Annotated in this window: 16 protein-coding genes; 8 read left to right on the forward strand and 8 right to left on the reverse strand. The window is 32.1% G+C overall.

All coding sequences use genetic code 11. The annotated features are described in order from the left end of the window. Positions 1 to 6: 6 nt before the first annotated feature. On the forward strand, positions 7 to 3,228 hold the full coding sequence (locus B8963_RS04915) for a CHAT domain-containing protein (protein ID WP_084060289.1): 3,222 nt from the start codon (positions 7 to 9) through the stop codon (positions 3,226 to 3,228). Between the two features lie 483 nt (positions 3,229 to 3,711). Continuing rightward, complete coding sequence (locus B8963_RS04920) at positions 3,712 to 4,422, forward strand: SDR family oxidoreductase (protein ID WP_084060727.1); 711 nt, start codon at positions 3,712 to 3,714, stop codon at positions 4,420 to 4,422. 2 nt (positions 4,423 to 4,424) lie between these two features. Here B8963_RS04920 and B8963_RS04925 read toward each other — a convergent pair whose 3' ends face one another. The 4 genes from B8963_RS04925 to B8963_RS04940 all read right to left on the reverse strand — a co-directional run bounded on the left by B8963_RS04925 (position 4,425) and on the right by B8963_RS04940 (position 13,005). After that, positions 4,425 to 7,154 carry a PD-(D/E)XK nuclease family protein gene (locus tag B8963_RS04925; RefSeq protein ID WP_200810818.1) on the reverse strand — a complete coding sequence of 910 codons (2,730 nt, stop codon included), beginning with the start codon at positions 7,152 to 7,154 and terminating at the stop codon, positions 4,425 to 4,427. A gap of 72 nt (positions 7,155 to 7,226) precedes the next feature. After that, positions 7,227 to 8,567 carry an OmpA family protein gene (locus B8963_RS04930; RefSeq protein WP_084060291.1) on the reverse strand — a complete coding sequence of 447 codons (1,341 nt, stop codon included), beginning with the start codon at positions 8,565 to 8,567 and terminating at the stop codon, positions 7,227 to 7,229. A gap of 113 nt (positions 8,568 to 8,680) precedes the next feature. Continuing rightward, positions 8,681 to 9,874 (reverse strand): glycine C-acetyltransferase, encoded by a 1,194-nt coding sequence (gene kbl, locus B8963_RS04935; RefSeq protein ID WP_084060292.1) that lies wholly within the window; start codon positions 9,872 to 9,874, stop codon positions 8,681 to 8,683. A 2-nt stretch (positions 9,875 to 9,876) separates the two neighbouring features. Next, positions 9,877 to 13,005: a UvrD-helicase domain-containing protein gene (locus B8963_RS04940; RefSeq protein ID WP_084060293.1), complete on the reverse strand. Its 3,129-nt coding sequence runs from the start codon at positions 13,003 to 13,005 to the stop codon at positions 9,877 to 9,879. Positions 13,006 to 13,124: 119 nt separating this feature from the next. Here B8963_RS04940 and B8963_RS04945 point away from each other — a divergent pair, with 119 nt between their 5' ends. Further along, a complete protein-coding gene (locus B8963_RS04945) occupies positions 13,125 to 13,733 on the forward strand; it encodes a superoxide dismutase (RefSeq protein WP_084060294.1) in 609 nt (202 codons plus the stop codon). An 830-nt stretch (positions 13,734 to 14,563) separates the two neighbouring features. On the opposite strand, the gene B8963_RS04950 is transcribed toward B8963_RS04945, so the two are convergent. The 4 genes from B8963_RS04950 to purN form a co-directional block, all read right to left on the reverse strand. Beyond that, positions 14,564 to 16,462 (reverse strand): amidophosphoribosyltransferase, encoded by a 1,899-nt coding sequence (locus B8963_RS04950; RefSeq protein WP_084060295.1) that lies wholly within the window; start codon positions 16,460 to 16,462, stop codon positions 14,564 to 14,566. Between the two features lie 51 nt (positions 16,463 to 16,513). Continuing rightward, a complete protein-coding gene (locus B8963_RS04955) occupies positions 16,514 to 17,440 on the reverse strand; it encodes a PfkB family carbohydrate kinase (RefSeq protein WP_084060296.1) in 927 nt (308 codons plus the stop codon). Positions 17,441 to 17,519: 79 nt separating this feature from the next. Further along, positions 17,520 to 17,987 (reverse strand): ribonuclease HI, encoded by a 468-nt coding sequence (gene rnhA / locus B8963_RS04960; protein ID WP_084060297.1) that lies wholly within the window; start codon positions 17,985 to 17,987, stop codon positions 17,520 to 17,522. After that, the gene (gene purN / locus B8963_RS04965; protein ID WP_084060298.1) at positions 17,980 to 18,546 is read right to left on the reverse strand and encodes a phosphoribosylglycinamide formyltransferase; all 567 of its coding nucleotides are present in this window, start codon (positions 18,544 to 18,546) and stop codon (positions 17,980 to 17,982) included. The genes rnhA and purN overlap by 8 nt, the downstream gene beginning before the upstream one ends. Positions 18,547 to 18,705: 159 nt before the next feature. Between purN and B8963_RS04970 the strand changes: the two genes are divergently transcribed. From B8963_RS04970 to pyk, 5 genes are all read left to right on the forward strand, one after another. Next, a complete protein-coding gene (locus B8963_RS04970) occupies positions 18,706 to 18,939 on the forward strand; it encodes an acyl carrier protein (protein WP_008269813.1) in 234 nt (77 codons plus the stop codon). 121 nt (positions 18,940 to 19,060) lie between these two features. Further along, entirely contained in the window at positions 19,061 to 20,311 is a 1,251-nt protein-coding gene (gene fabF, locus B8963_RS04975; protein WP_084060299.1) for a beta-ketoacyl-ACP synthase II, read from the forward strand. Between the two features lie 8 nt (positions 20,312 to 20,319). Beyond that, on the forward strand, positions 20,320 to 21,054 hold the full coding sequence (gene rnc / locus B8963_RS04980; RefSeq protein ID WP_084060300.1) for a ribonuclease III: 735 nt from the start codon (positions 20,320 to 20,322) through the stop codon (positions 21,052 to 21,054). Positions 21,055 to 21,194: 140 nt separating this feature from the next. Then, a complete protein-coding gene (locus tag B8963_RS04985) occupies positions 21,195 to 21,641 on the forward strand; it encodes an IPExxxVDY family protein (RefSeq protein ID WP_234989609.1) in 447 nt (148 codons plus the stop codon). A 3-nt stretch (positions 21,642 to 21,644) separates the two neighbouring features. Then, positions 21,645 to 23,087 (forward strand): pyruvate kinase, encoded by a 1,443-nt coding sequence (gene pyk, locus B8963_RS04990; RefSeq protein WP_084060302.1) that lies wholly within the window; start codon positions 21,645 to 21,647, stop codon positions 23,085 to 23,087. Positions 23,088 to 23,122 lie beyond the last annotated feature (35 nt).

A 23,122-nucleotide genomic window follows, 5' to 3' on the forward strand; every position in this document is an offset into this window, starting at 1 on the left:
ATTTTTATGGGACCATATTTAAAATGTTTGTTTTTGTTTTTTATGGGATTAGTTTGTTTTGCTACAACTTCTGCACAAACAAAAAATTTAAAAGATATAAACTATATAAAAACACTCATAGAACAGGACAGTATTTTAAAAGCAGAAACTGAGTTAGACCTTCAAATTAACCGATTCAAATCTCAAAAAAATTACGATACTTTAGTTCATTATATTTATGATTTGGGGAAATTATCCATTCTAAAAAACATGGCCTTTGATAATGCAATTCAGCTTTCAGAAGACATTACTAATGCAACAAAAAACAAGCAATCCTTAAGTACATTAAATTTAGAATTAGCGAAGTTATATTTTGAACAAAATAATATTTCAAAAGCCTATGAATTTGGGCAAAAATCAAAAATCTACGCGCAACAACTTTCAAATAAAAACGCACTTGTAGAAACAGAATACTATTTGGGAGATTATTCCATGAAAATGGGTGATATACCTAATTTAGAAAAGCATATGCGTAATGCAAACGCGATAATAAACCAAAACAAAGGCAAACCCTATAATATAACGGCACGTGTTCTGAATTTAATGGGGGCAGTTATGTTTTTTTCATCAAAACAGGACAGTTCGGTTTATTATTTTGAGCATGCTTTAAAAAACATTGAAAACTTACCAAATAACTTAGAAAATAAATACTATTTACCAGCGGCAATTAATGGAAATTTATTCTTAATTAAATTGAATCAAGGGAAACATTCCGAGGCTAGAAAACTTGTTGAAAACTCACTTATTTTAAATCAAAAATTCTTAAGTCAAACCAAAAACCATCCACTTTTACCAAGAGTAAAAAGAAACATTGCATTAGGCTACACAAACCTTTCAAGCTTATTTTACGATTTAGGAGACTATGATCGATCAGACTATATAACAGAGCTTTCCTATGGTTTTGTTAAGCAAAATTTTCCACCAAAAACTGAAGAATATGTCACAACTACTCTAGCGGTAGCCGAAGTGCAAAGTGCTAAATTAGAATTTGAAAATGCTTTAAAATATTTACGTGAAGCAGAGCTTTGTATAGAGAATATGGAAGGAGACAATTTTCGATTAAGAGCTTATTTATACAACGATTATGGCGCAACATACTATAAGCAAAAAGACTTAATAAAAGCGTTATTATATTATGAAAAAAGCGATTTTTTTCACGAAAAATCTTACCCAGGAGTTTATGATTCAAATCGATTATATCAAACAATGAATCTTGGTATTTTATTAGGTGAAATGGGCGAACAAGAAAAAGCCATAAACTATGTTAAAAACGCCTATAATTATGTGGTGAAAGAAAATGGAGAAGATAATTACTTAACCAATGCCCTACTTTTAACACTTGCAACGATAACTTTCAATAATCAAGATTATGAACAAACCCTAAAATGGTGTAACAAAAGCTTTGGTATTTACAACAATAACGCTGAAAAAAAAGGTTATGATAAACTTCATTTTGAAGAAAAAAAAGCGGAATTAATTCTACTTTATGCCAAATCTAAATACTATCTAAATAATGATAAAAGTATTTTGTTTTTAGAAAATTCGTTATCTGAAATTGAGGAAGCCATATCCATTATAGAAAGCCGAAAATCTGTTATTTCATCTCTAGAGAGTGTAAACACTTTGATTGAAAATAATAAAGATATTTTTGATTTTGCGAAGACATTAAATTTAAAACTTTATGAATTAACTAAAAACACGAAGTATTTAAACAAGTTAGTTAGTCTTCATGAATCTGCTTTATACAATAGAATTAGAACTCGTCTAAACATTAATAATGGAATGACTTTTGCCGATGTGCCTAAAGAGGTTATTGCTAAAGAAAACGCAATTCGGAGTAAATTAAATATCAAAATTGAAGAAGAAGAAGATCAAGAAGCAGCTATTGAAACTGTACTAAATAGTAATATAGAATGGGCTCAATTTCTAGAAACCATTAAAAAAGAGTATCCTAAATATTACAAAATGCGCTACGGCACTATTGGTGAATCTTTAGAGTATTTACAGGATAAAATCACTTTAAATACTTCTGTAATTAGGTACCTTTTTATAGATGAAGAACTATATGCCTTCGTCCTTAAAAAGGAAAGTCAAAAATTGATTAAACTAGACTATGGGTCAGTTAAAAATCATATAGAGCAATTACACAAAAATCAATACCAATTAGGAAAAACGAACGATTTATTATTTGAATTATACCAAGCTTTGTGGAAACCTTTTGCGGCCGAAATAACAACCAAAAACATTGTAATAATACCTGATGGTGATTTATATAATTTAAGTTTTGAAACCCTAACACCTAATAAAATAAAGTCATTTAAAGAACTTGCAACTAATAGCCTATTGGCTAAATACAATATATCATACAATTATAGTTTGTATTTATTAGAACAGAATAAAAACTCAATAAAATATAAAAATAGTTTTATAGCCTTTGCCCCAGAGTTTAATGACAGAATGAAAGAAAGTTACAAATTGGCTATTACTGATTCTTTAAATTTAGATAAAACCTATCTCACCTTACTCCAGCAACCTTTTAATGTAAATTTAGCTAAAGTGAATGCTAAACTTTTTGACGGAGATTATTTTTTAAATGAAAACTCAACTGAAAATATTTTTAAACAAAACGCTAGCGAACATAAAATTATCCATATTGGCACTCACGCAGAATCTAATAATATTAGTCCAGAGTTATCGCGACTAATTTTTGCGAAAAATGTTTCAGATGCCAATGAAGATGGGTCTTTGTATACTTATGAAATTTATGATACCAGTCTAAACTCTAATTTAGCTATTCTAACTGCTTGTGAAACGGGTAAACCTACCTATCAAGCAGGAGAAGGCATGATATCTTTAGCACATGCTTTCAATTATGCAGGAAGCGAAAGTATTCTTACTAGTTTATGGAAAGTAGACGAGCGTTCAACCTCAGAAATTGTAGAATTGTTTTATAAATATATCAATAAGGGCAAACCAAAGGATGAAGCGTTACGTCTGGCTAAACTTGATTATATTAATACTATAGATGGGCGTACTCTTGCACCTCAATTTTGGGCAGGATTGGTGCTTATGGGTGATACTTCTCCTATTATAATAGCCAACAATACTAATTGGATTTATTGGATCATTGGGGTTGTCTTATTAATTATTTTAGGGCTTTTTTTCAAAAATCGAATTCGTAGTACTTAAATTCCTCTTCCAAGGCATAAATTAATTGAAAAAAGGCTAGTAAAACCAGCCTTTTAATTAGTGCAGTTGATTCCCCCGAGACAACGACACCCTAACTAACTCAATAAAACTAAATTCATAAAGCGCTATAATTAGAATAACAGGATTCTTCTAATAATCGTTAATTTAATTCCTCCATGATTTATATATACATCTAGAAAAAAGTAAAATGTCATCAATAAATTATTTGATGACTTTTTTAGATTTTAATTATGCACTTGTGTAATCTTAAAGTAATCCTAACGGAACCTCTGCAATGTTAGATCTTATTATTTATTATTTCACATGTGAATAATAATATTGAAAATTTCCATTCATTGTAAGGACATATAAATATTTCATCTCTCAATTTTCTATGATTTATAACTTTTAAGAAAACTATAACGGGTAATATTTGAGTGCCTAATTATAGAATTTTAACTTCACATAAAAATGGAAGTTAAGATGAATTTAAATGGTAAAGTAGCATATATAACTGGAGGTTCAAAAGGCATTGGCTATGGGACCGCAAAAATACTATTGGCAGCAGGTATGAAAGTTGCCATAAGTGGTAGAACCTTAAAGTCAGTACAAGAAGCAGCAAAAAGTCTTGGTAATGAATCCAATGTTTTAGCGCTGGAATCTGATGTTACGAAGCATGAAGATGAAAATAAAGCTGTTGCTGAAATTATTAATAAATGGGGACAATTAGATGTTGTTTTAGCAAATGCAGGTGTAGGTAATTTTGCTCCAATAGATCAAATGACTGAAAAAGAATGGCATGATATGATAAACACCAATTTAAATGGCGTTTTTCATACGTTAAAAGCCTCTGTAGAAGCTTTAAAGAAATCTGAGGGGTATTACATAACTCTTGCAAGTTTAGCTGGCACAAACTTTTTTGAGAATGGGGCAGGATACAATGCTACAAAATTTGGAGTTGTTGGTTTTACACAAGCCGCTATGCTAGATTTAAGAAAATATGGGATTAAAGTGTCAACCATTATGCCTGGCTCTGTGGCAACACATTTTAATGATCATACACCATCAGAAAAAGATGCTTGGAAAATACAGCCAGAAGATATTGGAGAATTAGTATTAGATTTATTAAAAATGAATCCAAGAACCTTACCAAGTAAAATAGAAGTACGCCCAACGCGGCCAGATTTAAAATAAAATTATACTTCCTTTTCAGTGAAGGGTATTTCAGGATTAAAGATTTCTTGGATTAATTTAATAAGCACGTTTTTATATTCTAAAAGCGTGCTTATATCAATAATTTCTGAATTCGACGCACTAAAAAGCAACATGCCACTATTTAAATTTTTAAAAGACAAAATTCCAGCTTTTAAAGTGTGTATAGGCGTTTGGGCATCATATAATAGCGCATAGCACAGTAATTGAAAAGCTTTACTTTTATCATAATTCAATATCAAATCTTCCCAATCTGTAATTTTAACGTTTCTCGATTCTACTTTGCCCGTTTTATAATCCACTATTCTTTGAATGCCATCTACTTCATCAATTCTATCCAATTTACCCTTGATTTTTATGGGAATTGCTATGTTTGGAACATTCAAAGTCAGTTCCAAAGCCTGTTCTAGGGCAAGAATTTTGATTTTATGATTGGCTATTTCAGTTATTTCTAGTCGAATAAAATTTTCAATATACTTTAAGATTACATTATAAGCTATAATATTTTTGCCTCTAGTAATATCGCCATCTGCATAGGTTTTAGTAAAATTGTTTTGTACTGTTTGTTCAATATTGGGCAAACAATTTTCAAGCTTTGTTTTATCTAAAAATTCACCAACAAAAGGTTTGTATAAATCTTCAAGAGAATCGTGAACAATGGTACCAAAAGTGTTAGCAGCTAAACTTTCTTCAACCTCATTCAAATCGTTTATTTTTAGAATGCTTCTTTTGTAGAAATCTATTGGATTTCTAATATAGTTGGTCAATGATGTAGGTGAAAATCCTTTACTAGCCAAATCATGAATTTGTTGGATTAACTGCGAATCTTTAGGTATACTTTCTAAATAGTGTATTGATGGCTGAACGGCTGCGGATCCAGTTATTTCGTTAATATTTTTAGAAATAAGGTCATCGGTTAACAGTTGAGTTATTAGTCTGCTCTTTTCATTACCTTCTAGAACATTAGGTTCAGTATTGTAAAGGATATATATGTTTTTAGCCCTTTGTAATAATCTGTAGAAATGATAAGTATATACGGCATCTTTTTCTTTGTACGTTGGTAGACCGTATATTTTTTTAATATCAAAGGGGATAAAAGAATTATTAGATTTACCAGAAGGGAGTATTCCTTCATTAACAGAGGTTATAATTACCGTTTCAAAATCAAGATTTCTACTTTCTAACATTCCCATTATTTGAGTACCTTGTAATGGTTCTCCTTGAAAATCTAAGGTTTCAGAAGCTATTAACTCTTTATAGAGCGATTGTAGCGATTTAACATCAGTAATAAAATCATGTTGCTCAACTAATAAGGCTATTTGATTAAAAATAGTATGTAATCTATATAGATACTCTAATTCTAAATTACGCTCTAACTTTTGAAAATTTTGTTTTAGTGTTTCAATGATGGACAAACAATTTTTCAAAAATGCGACTGGAGAAAAGCTTTGTTCTGAAAATAAGACTTCCAATAATTTTTCTTGATGTGGATTTAGCCCATATAATTGTTGCGTCTTAACGTAAATCCAATTTCTGGTTTTTATTTTATCTGCCAATTTATGAGCATTATTAATTCCTTCATTTTCAAGATAAAGTTGAATATAAGGATGTGAAAGTATATCAAGAACTTGTTGGTAAAACCAGCCATTTTCTTGCTTCGATGTATATAAATCAAAATACAAATTAAAAAGTACCGCTATAGGAGTTTTATTGATGGGATAGCCCATAGTAATATTCACTCGTGCTATTTTTTCATGAATAGCGTTCATTATTGGATTTAGGAGGTTTTCATCTCCTAAAACAATAGCAGTATTTTCTAAGTTTTTGGCATTCTTGTCTTGAAGGTCTTCTAGTAGATTTCCAATATATTTTGCCTGTGAAATATTTTTTGGCACTCCAATGATATTAATTTGTTTAGGCGTTAAATAATTAGAACTAATACCTTTTAGACTAGTCTTTTTAAGATAGTCCCAATTTTTTTGATGTTGCCGAATAAAATAGCTAGCGTCATGTATAGGATCGTTGATAAAGTGGCTATCAATATCCCAAAATATTTCAGTGGAAGGTATTTCAAGTAATTTCTGTATGATATTCTCTTCGGCTTTGTTCAGCGCATTAAAGCCTATAAAAACAAATTTTTTATCACTTAAACCTTGGGCAAATTGCGCAATGTTTTCATTGGCCGTTCTATAAGCAAAACCTTGTGTAGCAAGACCTTTGTTTAGCAAAGAAGTGTTGAAATGATTATATAACGATTCTAGGGAATTCCAAAATTTAATATAATTTTCTATTAACGGGGTGTTGTCTTCCTTTAAATAGGAGTTCAGTTCTTGTATTGCAGATAAATGTGAAAAAATTTCTTCGGTTTTTACAAGGTATCGATCTATTTCATTAAAATCTTGTAGTATCGTCTGCCCCCATTTAGAAAAGAGTAGAAAGTTATCTTTGTTTTTCTCTGTAGAAGTGGCACAGTATGAATTGTATAAAGCAAAGAGCTGTTCGGTATTTGTAGCGTAGTTGAGACCAGATATTTTTTCAACAAAGGTTTCTATGCTATAGATTTCTGGTCCGAAAATTGTCTTCTGCAACGTTCTGGAAATACTATTTTTTAAAAAAGTACCCGCTCTTTTACTAGGTAAAACAAATACGGTTTGGGTAAAATTAGTACCACCTTGTATTAATTCAAAAACTACTTCTTCAATGAAACTTTGCATTATATAAAAATAGAAAAAGCTCCGCAATTGCGGAGCTTTTATTTATGATTTTGAATTTAACTTTTAGTTATATTACTTAACTAAGTTAATCTCAACTCTTCTGTTTTGAGTTCTACCAGATCTTGTAGCGTTAGAAGCGATAGGCTTCTCTTCACCGTAACCGATAGCAGATAATCTAAATTCTTCGATTCCTTTATCTACTAGGAATTCTTTTACTGAAAGAGCACGAGACTCAGATAAACTTTGGTTCAATTTAGCAGAACCAACGCTATCAGTATGACCTTCTACAGTAAATTTAGCATTAGGATACTCTTTTAAGATTGTGATAATGTCAACCATTACAGAAGTAGACTCAGCTTTAATTGAAGATTTACCAGTATCAAATAAGATAGTTCTAGCATAATCATTTAATTTTTTCTGAACTTCTTCAGTTACTTCAGGACAACCTTTGTTAGCAGCAGTACCAGCAACATCTGGACACATATCATCTTTATCTAAAACACCGTCACCGTCTTTATCTAAGTAAGGACAACCTTTGTTAGCAGCAGGACCAGCTTCAGAAGGACAAGCGTCATCTTTATCAGCAACACCATCGCCATCAGCATCTGGACAACCATTTAAAGCAGCAGAACCAGCTTCAGAAGGACAAGCGTCATCTTTATCAGCAACACCATCACCATCAGCATCTGGACAACCGTTCATTTCTTTAGAACCAGCTTCGTTTGGACAAGCATCTTTGCTATCTTCGATACCATCACCATCAGCATCTGGACATCCGTTGAATGCTTCTAAACCAGCAACTTCTGGACAAGCATCATCTTTGTCATAAATACCATCACCATCAGTATCAGTACCACCAAATTTGATGTTGATACCAGCTAAGTGCTGAAAATGCTTAGGTAAGTAATCTTCGAAAGCATGCTTGTAAGTAGATTGTAAAGTCAATCCAATGTTTTCAGTAAACCAAATATTAAGACCAAGACCACCATTTGCAGTACCAGCACCAATTTCGTCTACCCAAGTATAACCACCACCGATTTCTACGAAAGGATCGATAACAGTATTCTTTAAAAAGTTATATTTAATTGTTCCATCAACACCATAGTAAGAAAGGTCATCTACAGATGTATCACCTAATTTACTAATTCTGTTTAAAGAACCTCTTGCTCCAACAGAAAAACCACCACCAACAAATCTAGAAACAGATACGTAAGAGATAGATGGAAGAATGTTCCAGTGATCAGTAGCATTGAAGAATTCATTTCCAAAAGAACTTACGTCACCGGTTGGATAAACGTCAACGGCATTAATACCAAAACCTACTTGCCATGGATTATTCTCGTCTTGCGCTTGAATGCTGTTAAATCCTACAAAAAGTAGGGCAACAACCAATAATTTGCTAAGATGTTTCATTTTTTAATATTTAAGTTTAAGGGTTTATTAGCTGCAAATGTAAGTTGTTAAGAATTATTAACAAAATCAATTACCTATTTTTTTTAACACAATAAATAAGAAAAATAATACAATTAGACAATTTGAAGTTTTTTTCCAACCTCGATAAAGGCCGAAATAGCCTTGTCTAAATGCTCTTTTTTGTGGGCTGCAGAAAGCTGAACTCTAATTCTAGCCTTATTTTTCGGCACAACAGGATAAAAGAACCCAATGACATAAATTCCTTTTTCTAAAAGCATATCGGCCATTTGTTGCGAAAGTTTAGCGTCATAAAGCATAACAGGAACTATAGCAGAATCTCCTTCAACAATGTCAAAACCAGCTTCTTTCATCCCTTTTTTGAAGTATTTTGTGTTTTTTTCAAGCTGATCTCTTAACGAAGTGTCAGATTTTAGCATCTCAAATACCTTAATAGAGGCTCCTACAATGGCTGGTGCAAGGGAATTAGAAAATAAATAAGGTCTTGATCGTTGGCGGAGCATTTCTATGATCTCTTTTTTACCAGTAGTATAACCACCCATAGCACCACCAAGGGCCTTCCCAAGAGTTCCTGTTATTATATCTATTCGGCCCATTACACCTTTTTCTTCTAAGGTTCCTCTTCCTGTTTCTCCAATAAAACCAGCAGAATGACATTCATCAATCATTACTAAAGCATCGTATTTATCAGCTAGATCACAAATTTTGTCTAATGGCGCTAAAACGCCATCCATTGAAAATACTCCATCGGTAACAATAATTTTAAACCTAGCGCCATCCTTGTTTGCTTGTTTTAACTGTTCTTCTAAATCTGCCATATCATTATTGGCATATCTATAGCGCATAGCTTTGCATAAGCGAACACCATCTATGATTGATGCATGGTTTAAAGAATCGGATATAATGGCATCTTCAGCAGACAAAAGTGGTTCAAAAACCCCACCATTAGCGTCAAAAGCGGCTGCATACAATATAGTGTCTTCAGTTTGATAAAAATCGGCAATTGTTTTTTCTAAGGTTTTATGTATGTCTTGGGTTCCACAAATGAAACGTACAGACGACATTCCAAAACCATGACTGTCTAATGCATCTTTTGCAGCTTGTACTACTTCAGGATGTGAAGACAGACCTAAATAGTTGTTTGCACAAAAATTAATTACTTGCTCGCCTGTGCTTATCGTAATCACAGCATCTTGCGGTGAAGTAATGATTCTTTCTTTTTTAAATAAACCAGATTCTTTTATAGTTTCTAGCTCTTCTGTTAAATACTCTTTTATTTTACCGTACATGTTTATATAAATTCTGGAGTTATATCATCGTTAATATATACAATGATCTTTTTATTTATGCTATAATTCATTTCTTCTAATGCCTGTGCATATGCATTTATCTGATCTTGATACGTAATATTTCTGCTACCGGTTTTATAATCTATTATTGTAGCTGAGTTATTATTAGTATCAAATACAATTCTGTCTGGGCGCAAAATTATACCATTTTTAGTGATAATTTCTGCTTCATTTTTAACAGTTATATTTTGGGTATAATATTCGTTTAGTACAGGATGTTGAATAATCGCTAATACCTTACTTTTTAAAGAGGACACATCTTTTTCATTTATTGAACCTTTTTGAACTAATTGTTCAAAACTTGATGCAATGTCGTTTTCGGTTTCAATTAAACTTAATAAGTAATGGATAGTGTTACCTTTGGATAGTGCTGCTTCTACTGTGGTGTCCCAAAGCATGCCAGACTTGGTTACTATTTTAAAACTTGATCTTTCTTTATAAGAGTATTGAAATTTTATGGTTTGCTCTTCAGTATGAGTTGATGCATTAGCTGTATTTAAATTTAATGTGCCAAAAGCATATTCCAACTTGGCATCATCCCACATACCCATTTGCATTAAGTATTTTATAAAAAGACCTGAATAGTAATCTAATTTAGGTTCTGAGTTTTTGCCAGAATATTCTTTTTTACTTATAATGAATAGGTTTTTTACCGCTCTTGTTAATGCAACGTATAATACGTTAAAGGCATCTAGTTCTAGTTTCTCGTTTTCATCATTATATTTTGCTTCTGCAGCGTCATTATAATTTACCACTTCTTTATTCTTATTGATAAGGAGCTGATTAAATCCATTAAATTCATCCGAATTTATAGGAACCCACATTTTTGGTTTTATTTCCTTATATATATGACTGTTGGCAAATGGAAAAATAACCACAGGGAATTCTAGCCCCTTAGATTTATGAATTGTCATTATTTGCACAGCATTCATTGCGTTTGGAGCGCTAATGCTTAAACTTTCTTTTTTCTTTTCCCAATAGCTTAAGAATAATGTCGCACTTGCACCTTGTTTATATTCAACATCAATCACCTCATCGAGTAAATAGGTTACATAGGCATCGGAATCTGCGACTAAATTAAAAACTTTTATTGCTAGTTCAAACCCGTCATATACTGAGGATTGCCTTAGCGTATTAAAATTAAAACCATACTGTTTAGCTAGGTGTTCCTCTAAGTTTTTTAGATTATTATTAATGTATTGATGTATGTTTTCTGATGCCGTACTTAAAAACAATAAAATAGCATAGGCAGCCTCTAAATCATCTGTGTCTACACTATATTTAAGTAAATTGATTAAGAAATTTACACGGGGATTGCTTTTAAGTAATAAAGTTTCTGAAGAAATGATAGGAATTTTATTTTCACTCAAAAATTCAGCAAGTAGCACACCGTTTTTTTTATCGCGTACAAGAATGCATATATCCTTTAATGGATGATGTAATGCTACAACCTTTTGTATTGTTTTTAGAACTTCGTTACAATACAACTCGATTTCGTTTTTATCCTCTTCATCAATAAAAGAGAGTTGTACGTACCCTCCTTTTAGGCTGTTTGTTTTTTGATTATTACCATTTTCAAAAAGTGTTTTATAAATGGTATTATTTATATTAGGACTAATCGCCGTAAAAAAATTATTATTAAATTTTATTACTTCATCATAGCTGCGATAATTAGCGGGTAGGTTTTCAACTTCAGGAGAAACAACAAAAGGATCTTTAGTTTTATTAATAAGATTAAGAAATTGCTCAGCTTTTCCACCTCTCCATCTATAAATGGCTTGTTTAGCATCGCCTACTAACAATAAGGAACCTTTATTTCCTTTTTCATCTATACCCTCCAGGGCATTACCAATTAATGGAATTAAATTTTCCCATTGCAGTTCGGAAGTATCTTGGAATTCGTCAATAAAATAATGGCGATATTTTTCTCCTAATCGCTCGTATATAAAAGGTACTGGCTGGTTTTTTATTTCTTTTGATATAATTGCATTAAAAGTTGCTAAAGGAATTTCATCGCGCTCCAATTCTAAATTTTTAATTTCCTGTTGCAATGCATTAAGTACTGTTAACGGAACAATGTTTTTATAGGCATTTTTTAAAAAAGATACTTCAAAAAAAGATTCCTTTATTATTTGGAAATGACTATTGAATGCAGCATGTAGATTATCAATCGTTGCTTTTTTATCTTCGGATAATGTTTTGGTATAGAGGGTTGTATTTTCAAAATCTTGTTTCCAGGCAGCTGTAAAATTAATGTTGGAGTTTAATTCAACTACATCAACCATAAACTTTGAAAACCAATTGCGATAAAAATCTGTTATTTCCAATCCATTTTCCTCCATTAAATCAAGATTGGTTTGTGCTGCCTGTGTTATTTTAGTTTCTAGGGCTTTAATTTTAGCCTTAAGTAGTTTTTTTAATTGGCCAAAATCTGCTATATTTTTTGTAGAAAGTTCTTCTAATGCATATTGATACTTTTCTTTAAAAAGCAACTCTCTGCCCATGTCAAATATATCCTTAGAAACATCCCAACTTTTATCTTCATTAGCCTTTTCGATGGCAAAAGCAATTAATACTTGGGTTAAAGTCGGATCAATGCCTGCTTTGCTTACCAAACGATCTACCGCTTCACTTAGTAATAAATTGGTATCTAAAACAACTTCAAAATTTTGAGGTAGTTTTAAATCCTTAGCAAAAGTTCGTATAAGTCTATGTGTAAATTTATCAATCGTAGAAACATCAAAAAAGGCATAATTATGTAAAATTTCTTTTAATACCTTTTTAGCTCTTTTTTGTAATGTAGCAGTATCAAGGTTCAATTCCTCAGCAATATTTAAAAACATTGGGGGTGCACTAGCTGCATCAGTTACATTTCCAAATTGAAGTAGGCTATTGATAATTCGTTCTTTCATTTCATTTACAGCCTTATTTGTAAATGTAATGGCTAAAATTTCTCGGTAATTAGCGGCGTTCTCTTTTGCTAGTATAATTTTTAAATATGATTTAGCAAGAGTGTAGGTCTTTCCAGACCCTGCTGAAGCATTATAAATTTTATACAAAGAGTTTTGCATGTGCTTTTTCCTTGCAAATTACGCAATCTTATAGAGTTCTTAACAAATTATTAGTGGAATTAGTTTCTTAAAACATTAACTTTGTTAAACAACAATTTATTAATTAAAACAAAAAAATTATGGCCTTTGAATTACCAAAATTACCATATGCATATGATGCACTGGAACCAAATATAGATGCTAGAACTATGGAAATTCACCATACAAAACATCATAATGGGTATACTACTAATTTGAATAATGCTATTGCTGGCACCGATTTAGAACGTAGTTCTATTGAAGAGATCTTAACTAAATTAGATATGAATAATGCTGCTGTTAGAAATAATGGCGGAGGATTTTATAATCATTCTTTATTTTGGGAAGTTATGTCGCCAAACGGTGGTGATAAACCATCAGGAGAATTAGCAAAAGCTATTGATAGTGCGTTTGGTTCTTTCGATGCTTTTAAAGATTCTTTTTCTAAAGCTGCTGCAACTAGATTTGGCTCTGGATGGGCATGGCTTTGTGTTCATAAAGGAGGAAAATTAGAAATTTGTTCCACGCCAAATCAAGATAATCCATTAATGCCAGGAATAGGTTGTGGTGGATTCCCAATTTTAGGATTGGATGTTTGGGAACACGCTTATTATTTAAATTATCAAAACAGAAGACCAGATTATATTACTTCTTTTTTCAATGTAATTAATTGGGATAAAGTTTCTGCTTTATATGCTTCTAACAAATAAGAAAAATCATTTTTTTAGTATATAGAAAAACCCGCTAGTAATTTTACTAGCGGGTTTTTATTTTATGAAAATAGAAAAGGGTAGATTTCTCTACCCTTTTCATCCCAAATCTTACCATAAACTTAACCTACTTATGCTATGGCATTGCTAAGTTACTGGTATTGTGAGAAATATCAAAAGAATAGTGAACTTTTTATAACGTAATTGCGATTTTTTTTAACATTATTAAATGTAAAAAATGCAATAACTACGATAATGTGCTGATTATCAGAAATGAAAAAGGCAGAGTGTATCTCTGCCTTTTTCCCCCAAATCTTACCATGAACTTAACCTACTTATGCTATGGTCCTCCAAAAGTAGTAGATGATTTAGATTCTTGAGAATGTTTTAGATGAAAGTCTTGTTAACAAGTTGAAATACCATTTTAGGGTAGTTTTGATAAAAAAGTTGAAGTTTGATATAGGGGAAATAGTAAAAATAAAAAGGTAGAGCATTGCTCCACCTTTTTCCCCAAATCTTACCATGAACTTAACCTACTTATGCTATGGTTCTTCAAATATAGTGGGTGTATATGCAGTAGTACAATTTATTAGTTCAATATCAAGAATAAAAGGCAAACGGTCGTATTTGATTATTTCTGTAGATATGGCAAATAAAAAAGGCGAAGTTAGACTCCGCCTTTTTCCCCAAATCTTACCATGAACTTAACCTACTTATGCTATGGCAAGCCTAAAATTACTGTTGGTCGTCGCTGAAATGGCTACAATTACGATAATCGGTAATATTCATCGATGAAATACACTATTTTGTGCATTTCATCGATATTTAATTTAATAAGCTCTTTGGTTTTTGCCCTCGTAAAAATTAATAAATGCTCTATTAACTACTTTATTTCCTCCTGGCGTTGGGTAATCTCCAGTAAAATACCAATCACCTAAATTATGTGGACATGCTTGATGCAAGTTGGATATAGTTTGATAAATTATTTGAACCTCTGCCTTTATCTCAGGTGGACTAAGTAATTGTCCTATTTTATGAGAAATTTCATCTGCAGAAAAAGGCGCATAGAACTCTTTAACATAGTTAATAACGTCTTTGTCCATAGAGGAAACTTGTGTTAAACATTTTTTGTAAATGTCATCCACTACATTCATGGTGCCTCTATCTCTATGTAATTCTAAAGCAGCTCTAAAGGCTACAAAATCTTCTAGTTTAGCCATGTCAATTCCATAGCAATCTGGATAACGTATTTGTGGTGCTGATGAAACAACGACTATTTTTTTAGGGTGTAGTCTATCTAATATTTTAAGAATACTCTTTTTTAGGGTAGTGCCTCTTACAATACTATCGTCTATAATAACCAAATTGTCTCCAGGTTTTACTGAACCATAAGAAATATCATACACATGAGCTACCAAATCGTCTCTTCCACTGTCCTGGGTAATAAATGTTCTGAGTTTGGCATCTTTAATGGCAACCTTTTCAATTCTAGGTCTTATATCTAAAATTTCATGAAGTTGTTCTTGCGTAATATTTGATCCAATAGAAAGAATTTGCTCTTCTTTCTTCTTATTCATATAGTTTTGAGCTTCTTTAACCATTCCAAAAAAGGAGGTTTCTGCGGTGTTTGGTATATAAGAGAAAACGGTGTTTTTAATATCTTCATCAATAGATTTCAGAATTTTAGGAAATATTAATCTTCCCAATTCCTTACGCTCTTGATATATTTCTTTATCACTACCTCTAGAAAAGTATATACGTTCAAAAGAACATGCTTTGCGTTCTGTTGGTTCTAGAATTTGCTTTATTGCCGTTTTGCCATTTTTTTTAATGAGAATGGCATGTCCGGGTTCTAGTTCTTTTACATCTTCAAATTGTACATTAAAAACGGTTTGTATAGCAGGGCGTTCTGATGCAATTACCACAACTTCATCATCTTTATAGTAGTATGTGGGTCTAATGCCTGCTGGATCACGAAGAACAAAAGCATCACCATGACCTAGCAATCCTGCCATGGCATATCCACCGTCCCAATTTTTTGCTGCCCTTCTTAATATTTTAGCAACATTTAATCGTTCTGCAATTATCGGAGAAGCTTCTTGTTTATTAAAACCTTCTTTTTTTATTTGTTTGTATAGTTTAGCAACGGCATCATCTAAAAAATGGCCTATTTTTTCCATCACCGTTACGGTATCTGCCATTTCTTTAGGGTGCTGTCCTATCTGAACTAAGTTACTAAATAACTCATCTACATTGGTCATGTTAAAGTTACCCGCAACAATAATGTTACGATGCATCCAATTGTTTTGTCTTAAAAAAGGATGTACACTTTCTATACTATTTTTGCCAAATGTACCGTAACGTACATGGCCTAACAATACTTCACCTATATAAGGAATATGCTTTTTCTGTAACGCTACATTATTTTCATATTCTGGGTTTTCTTTTATTGCGGTATTAACTCGATCATTAATTTGCGCAAAAATATCTTGAATTGGCTGTTGCGCAATAGATCTTACTCTACTCATATAACGCTCACCAGGCTCCATGTCTAGTTTAATACTTGCAAAACCAGCACCGTCTTGGCCACGGTTGTGCTGTTTTTCCATCATGAGGTACATTTTATTTACGCCGTAAAAAGCAGTACCATATTTTTCTTGATAATATTCTAATGGCTTTAATAGACGAATTAAAGATATTCCACATTCATGTTTAATGGCATCACTCATTTTTCCTAAATAGATATATTAAAAAAGCCCTGAATTTCAGGGCATAATAAATTATTGTAATTCTATATCAAACTGACTCAATTCTCTAAATTGAAGCAATCTCTTATTTACTTCTTCTTTCTTAAGGTTTAGCATTCTTTCTGTGCCAAATTTCTCTACACAGAATGATGCCAAATTTGATCCTTGGATTATGGCATTCTTTAAATTATTGAATGAAATGTTTTCTGTTTGTGCTAAATAACCTGCAAATCCGCCTGCAAATGTATCTCCAGCTCCTGTTGGATCAAACACCTCTTCTAATGGTAGCGCTGGAGCAAAAAATACTTTGCTCTTATGAAACAATAAAGCGCCGTGCTCTCCTTTTTTAATAACGACATATTTCGGACCCATGGTTTCAATCTTAGCAGCAGCTTTTACTAAAGAATATTCTCCAGTTAATTGGCGTGCTTCTTCATCATTAATGGTTAGCACATCAATATGTTTTATAACTTCTAATAATTCAGGCAAACTATTATCCATCCAAAAATTCATAGTGTCTAATACTATTAATTTTGGTCGCACTGTCATTTGATTAATTACACTCATTTGAATGTTTGGATGTAAGTTTCCAAGCATTACGACATCAGCATCTTTAAAATTATCAGGAACAATAGGATTAAAATCTGCTAAGACATTTAATTCTGTTACTAATGTATCACGAGAATTTAAATCGTTATGATATTTTCCTTTCCAATAAAAGGTTTTCCCACCTTTTACAACTTCTAATCCGGTTAAGTCAATATTTTTATCCGAAAGTAGTTTTAAATATTCTTTTGGTAAATCGTCACCAACTATAGAAATAATGGCTGAATTGACATTAAATTGTGAAGCAGCTAGACCAATAAATGTTGCAGCACCACCTAAAATTTTATCTGTTTTTCCGAAAGGAGTTTCAATTGCATCAAAAGCAACTGTTCCAACAATTAATAACTTACCCATTAAGTTTTATAAATTTTGTGCAAATATAAGGGTTACTTTCGAGGTATTTAAACCAGAATTAAAAAAGAATAAGAGTAATTTAGTCCGTAATAAAACCATGATCTATTTTCAGGTTTTTTTCTTTTGATGCATTCACTGCTAATTCATCGCATCGCTCGTTTTGAGGATGATTGTTATGCCCTTTTATCCATTTAAACGATACCTTATGTTTTCTATACTCAATTAAAAATAGTTTCCACAAATCTGGATTTTTCTTACCCTTAAAGTTGGTTTTCTCCCATTTAACATACCATTTTTTCTCAACCGTATCAACAACATATTTAGAATCTGTAAATACAGTAACACTAACACCTTCTTTTTTGAGCTTTTTTAAAGCTTCAATCACAGCAAGGAGTTCCATTCTATTGTTCGTAGTATGTTTAAAGCCTTCGGCGAATTCCTTTTTATAAGGTTTACCAACCCATTCCATTACTATTCCATATCCACCAGGACCAGGATTGCCTCTTGCAGCACCATCAGTATAAATATGAACTTCTGATTTATCCATTTAATAACGCTTCAATTACTTTAGGAAAATATTCATATTCTAATGCGTGAATTTTATTTGCAATGTCTTCTGGAGAATCTTCGGGTATAATTTGCACTTTTACTTGCTTAATTATGGCTCCTTCGTCATAATTTTCATTCACAAAATGAATTGTTATACCTGTTTCTGTCTCATTATTGGCTTTAACAGCATTATGTACATGTATGCCATACATTCCTTTACCGCCATACTTTGGCAAGAGCGCTGGATGAATATTTACTATTTTATTTGGAAAGTTTTTAATCAAATTTTCTGGTATTTTCCAAAGAAATCCAGCAAGCACAATTAAGTCGGGATTACAACTTTTTAATAAGTCTAAAACGCAATCGGAATCGTAAAAGGCAGTTCTATTAAAATATAAAGCACTTATTTTCAATCTATTACATCTTTCTAAAACTTTGGCATCGCTTTTGTTAGTAAGTACAGTGGCGATAGTAACCTCTGAGTTTTCCTGAAAATATTGTGATATGTTTTCAACATTAGATCCAGAACCAGAAGCAAAAAGAACAATACGTTTCATGGGGTATTTTGAGGTTATTAAAGTAGAAATATTTTGGGCTAAATTAACACTCTTGTAATTAATTTGCTTAAATTACAATACATTTTAGTCACAAATAGTGTTATTAATCCAAAGTTTTTTATTTTTGCCATCAGTTAAATTTTTAAAACAAGAATAATTATGTCAGATATTGCATCAAGAGTAAAAGCTATCATCGTAGATAAATTAGGTGTTGATGAGAACGAAGTTGTTACCGAAGCAAGCTTTACTAACGACCTAGGAGCAGATTCATTAGATACTGTTGAATTAATAATGGAATTCGAAAAAGAGTTCGATATCCAAATCCCAGATGATCAAGCAGAGAACATTGCTACTGTTGGTCAAGCTATAAGTTATATAGAAGAAGCAAAATAATTTTATGATATCTTAGATTAAGATTATAAAATATCCATGTGGTAATTATTCTGCATGGATATTTTTTTTTAATTTACAGCCTACTTAAGAAAAGTAGAATTACTTAAATAAAATAAATTCAATGCAATTAAAGCGAGTTGTTGTTACAGGAATTGGGGCGTTAACCCCAATAGGTAATACTATTGAAGAATATTGGGACGGATTAGTAAACGGTAAGAGTGGATCCGCTCCTATTACCTATTATGATAGTGAAAAATTCAAAACTAAATTTGCTTGCGAACTTAAAAACTTCAATGCTGAAGATTTTTTTGATCGAAAAGAGGCTAGAAAATTAGATCGATTTGCACAATATGCACTCGTTTCTTCGGATGAAGCTATCAAGGATAGTGGTATTGATTTTGATACCGTTGATAAATTCAGAGTAGGTGTAATATGGGGAGCTGGTATTGGAGGCTTAGAAACTTTTCAAAATGAAGTATTAAATTTTGCTGAAGGTGATGGTACTCCAAGATTTAATCCCTTCTTTATTCCTAAAATGATTGCAGATATAGCACCAGGTAATATTTCTATAAAACATGGTTTTATGGGGCCAAATTATACCACGGTTTCTGCATGTGCATCTTCAGCAAATGCTATAATCGATGCTTTAAACACCATACGATTGGGTCATTGTGATGTTATTGTAACTGGGGGTAGTGAAGCTGCTGTAACCATTGCTGGTATGGGTGGATTTGGCGCTATGCATGCCTTATCTACTAGAAACGATGAAATGGAAACTGCATCAAGACCTTTTGATGCTACAAGAGATGGATTTGTTTTAGGAGAAGGAGCAGGAGCTTTAATCTTAGAAGAATACGAACATGCAAAAGCAAGAGGGGCTAAAATTTATGCTGAAGTAGCAGGTGGAGGTTTATCTAGTGATGCGTACCATATGACAGCACCGCACCCTGAAGGAATTGGCGTGGTACGTGTTATGGAAAATTGTTTAAACGATGCTGGATTAAAACCTGAAGATGTTGATGCAATTAATACCCATGGTACTTCAACACCATTAGGAGATGTGGCTGAGTTAAAAGCAATTTCTAAAGTTTTTGGTGAGCACGCACCTAAAATCAATATAAATTCTACAAAATCTATGACCGGCCATTTATTAGGTGCGGCAGGAGCGATAGAGGCTATAGCAGCAATTTTATCTATAGAACATGGTATTGTACCACCAACTATAAATCACAAAGTAGTTGATGAAAATATAGATCCAAAATTAAACTTAACACTAAATAAAGCTCAAAAAAGAGATGTAAGAGTAGCATTGAGCAATACTTTTGGATTTGGAGGGCATAATGCTTGTGTTATTTTTAAAAAACTTGATTAATTTTCAATATGAATTTTCCCTCAAATATATTTAATTCCCATTCTAAAGAGGATGGGGATTTTTTTTTAGGGATAACTCGAATACTTGGCTTTAAGCCAAAAAAGCTTTCTATTTATAAAAAAGCCTTTCTTCATAGATCTGCCAATGTAAAAGATGAAAAAGGAGCCCCAATGAATTATGAGCGTCTGGAGTTTCTAGGCGATTCTATGTTGGGTACTATTATCTCTAAATATTTGTATAATGAGGTTCCCTCAGGAGACGAAGGTTATCTAACAAAAATGCGATCTAAAATTGTAAGTAGAGAACATTTAAACGAACTAGGTAAAGATTTAAATTTAATTCAATTTGTAGAAAGTAGAATCCCAAAGTCTCATTTTGGCGATAATATTCACGGCAATGTTTTTGAGGCATTGGTTGGTGCTATTTATTTGGATCGTGGTTATAAATATTGCGAAAAATTTATTAATTCTAGAGTAGTTGCTCCGTATGTAGATATAGAACAACTAGAAGGTAAAGTAATCAGTTACAAAAGCTTAGTAATAGAATGGTGTCAAAAGCAAAAAAAATCTTTTCACTATAATATCTATGAAGATTCAGGTAATGATCCTGTAAAGCATTTTGCTGTAAAACTTCATATTAATAACAAAGTTGTTGCAAAAGCAAGAGCTACCTCAAAAAAGAAAGCTGAAGAAATGGCTTCTAAAAGAGCTTACTACGCGCTACAAAGCAAAATGGATAAATAATTAATTTAAAATTATTAAATCTATAACGTTTTCGCTGGCTATCAGTGGTTAAAAAACAAATATCTATTAGTTTTAGAGGTATAGAAATCATATATTTACAACTTGGTTTTTTTTATAAGACTATGGTAGCAATGCATAAAATGTCACTGGATTTTTACGAAGATTCTTTTGCTTTGATAGCTTTGCATTGCATTTTAGAAGATTTTACCTTAGCCTACACAATTAATAAGCATCTTAAATGTAATTTTAAAAGGAGGCGTAAAAATTTAGTATTTTCTGATACTATTTCACTTCCAGTATTTGAGTGGAAAGATACTATTAATGATAGGTACTGGACATTAATAGCAAATACAAGTCATTCTGAAGAAAGTTATACAAATACAGGGTTATTTTCAGATGAACCTTCTTATAAGAAACAATATTTGGTCCCAGAACATAAAAATGTAGATTACTTTATGAAACTGGAACAGGAAGATTTGGATTCAGAAGGGTCTATTTTAAAATCTATACTTGCAATACCAAAAATAATTACAGCGTATACTATAAATGCTGACACACTAAAATCTAAAAATAATTTAATATTTTAAATAATGCCAAGTAAAAAAAAGACAAAAATTGTTGCTACACTAGGGCCTGCTACAAGTAAGAAAGAAGTGCTGAGAGACATGATCGAAGCAGGTGTAGATGTCTTTAGAATTAATTTTTCGCACGCAGATTATGATGATGTTGCTGAGCGAATAAAAATGATTCGTGAGCTAAACGAGGAATTAGGTACTAACATCTCTATTTTAGGAGATTTGCAAGGACCTAAGCTAAGAGTTGGAGTAATGGCGGGAGAAGTTGTGGTTGCTCCAGGAGATGAGATAACTTTTGTTACTGGAAAACCTTTTGAGGGCACTGCAGAACGTGTTTACATGAACTATAAATCCTTTCCACAAGATGTAAATCCTGGAGAAAGAATACTTTTAGATGACGGAAAATTAATGTTTCAAGTTATTGAAACAAATAAGAAAGATGAAGTTAGAGCTAAAGTAATTCAAGGAGGTCCTTTAAAATCTAAAAAAGGAGTTAACCTACCAAATACAAACATTTCATTACCAGCACTTACTGAAAAAGATATTAAGGATGCCATTTTTGCTATTTCACAAAAAGTAGATTGGATCGCTTTATCATTTGTTCGTTTTAGCCAAGATTTAATAGATCTTCAAAACTTAATTAAAGAGCATTCAGACGAGAAAATTCCGATTATAGCTAAGATCGAAAAACCCGAAGCTGTAGAAAACATTGATAAAATCGTTGCATATTGTGATGGACTTATGGTTGCACGTGGCGATTTAGGTGTTGAGGTTCCTGCTCAAGAAGTGCCTTTAATTCAAAAGCAACTAGTGTTAAGAGCTAAAAAGGCAAGAATACCAGTAATTATTGCAACTCAAATGATGGAGACAATGATTACAAGTTTAACACCTACCAGAGCAGAAGTTAATGATGTTGCTAACTCTGTTATGGATGGTGCAGATGCGGTAATGCTTTCAGGTGAAACTTCAGTTGGAAATTATCCAGTACAGGTAATTGAAAAAATGGCCAGTATTTTAGAAACGGTTGAAAATTCTAGTTTAATAAAAGTACCACATGAGGCTCCACATGTAAGAACTAAAAGATTTATTACAAAATCTATTTGTTACCATGCAGCATTAATGGCTAATGATATTAAGGCAAAAGCTATTTCTACACTTACCAATAGTGGATATACTGCATTTCAAATTTCTGCATGGAGACCAAGTGCTCATATTTTAGTTTTCACCTCTAATAAAAGAATTTTAACACAGTTAAATCTTTTATGGGGAGTAAAAGCTTTTTACTACGATAAGTTTGTTTCAACAGACGAAACTATCGAAGACGTGAATAAAATGGCTTGTGAAAAAGGATTTTTAGAAGTGGGAGACATGCTTGTTAGTCTTGCAGCAATGCCTATTAAAGATAAGGGTATGGTAAATACCTTAAGAGTATCTGAAATAGAAAGCTGTAACTTTTAGAAAATAACAGAATTAAAAAGCCCCAACTATTCATT

This window comes from Cellulophaga tyrosinoxydans (assembly GCF_900176415.1).
GTDB lineage: Bacteria > Bacteroidota > Bacteroidia > Flavobacteriales > Flavobacteriaceae > Cellulophaga > Cellulophaga tyrosinoxydans.

Coding starts and splice junctions, on each gene's coding strand:
- B8963_RS04925 (WP_200810818.1), bottom strand. CDS start 7,154: ATGCAAAGTTTCATTGAAGAAGTAGTTTTTGAATTAATACAAGGTGGT.
- B8963_RS04985 (WP_234989609.1), top strand. CDS start 21,195: ATGTCACTGGATTTTTACGAAGATTCTTTTGCTTTGATAGCTTTGCAT.
- B8963_RS04915 (WP_084060289.1), top strand. CDS start 7: ATGGGACCATATTTAAAATGTTTGTTTTTGTTTTTTATGGGATTAGTT.
- fabF (WP_084060299.1), top strand. CDS start 19,061: ATGCAATTAAAGCGAGTTGTTGTTACAGGAATTGGGGCGTTAACCCCA.
- B8963_RS04950 (WP_084060295.1), bottom strand. CDS start 16,462: ATGAGTGATGCCATTAAACATGAATGTGGAATATCTTTAATTCGTCTA.
- rnc (WP_084060300.1), top strand. CDS start 20,320: ATGAATTTTCCCTCAAATATATTTAATTCCCATTCTAAAGAGGATGGG.
- B8963_RS04940 (WP_084060293.1), bottom strand. CDS start 13,005: ATGCAAAACTCTTTGTATAAAATTTATAATGCTTCAGCAGGGTCTGGA.
- rnhA (WP_084060297.1), bottom strand. CDS start 17,987: ATGGATAAATCAGAAGTTCATATTTATACTGATGGTGCTGCAAGAGGC.
- kbl (WP_084060292.1), bottom strand. CDS start 9,874: ATGTACGGTAAAATAAAAGAGTATTTAACAGAAGAGCTAGAAACTATA.
- pyk (WP_084060302.1), top strand. CDS start 21,645: ATGCCAAGTAAAAAAAAGACAAAAATTGTTGCTACACTAGGGCCTGCT.
- B8963_RS04920 (WP_084060727.1), top strand. CDS start 3,712: ATGAATTTAAATGGTAAAGTAGCATATATAACTGGAGGTTCAAAAGGC.
- purN (WP_084060298.1), bottom strand. CDS start 18,546: ATGAAACGTATTGTTCTTTTTGCTTCTGGTTCTGGATCTAATGTTGAA.
- B8963_RS04970 (WP_008269813.1), top strand. CDS start 18,706: ATGTCAGATATTGCATCAAGAGTAAAAGCTATCATCGTAGATAAATTA.
- B8963_RS04955 (WP_084060296.1), bottom strand. CDS start 17,440: ATGGGTAAGTTATTAATTGTTGGAACAGTTGCTTTTGATGCAATTGAA.
- B8963_RS04930 (WP_084060291.1), bottom strand. CDS start 8,567: ATGAAACATCTTAGCAAATTATTGGTTGTTGCCCTACTTTTTGTAGGA.
- B8963_RS04945 (WP_084060294.1), top strand. CDS start 13,125: ATGGCCTTTGAATTACCAAAATTACCATATGCATATGATGCACTGGAA.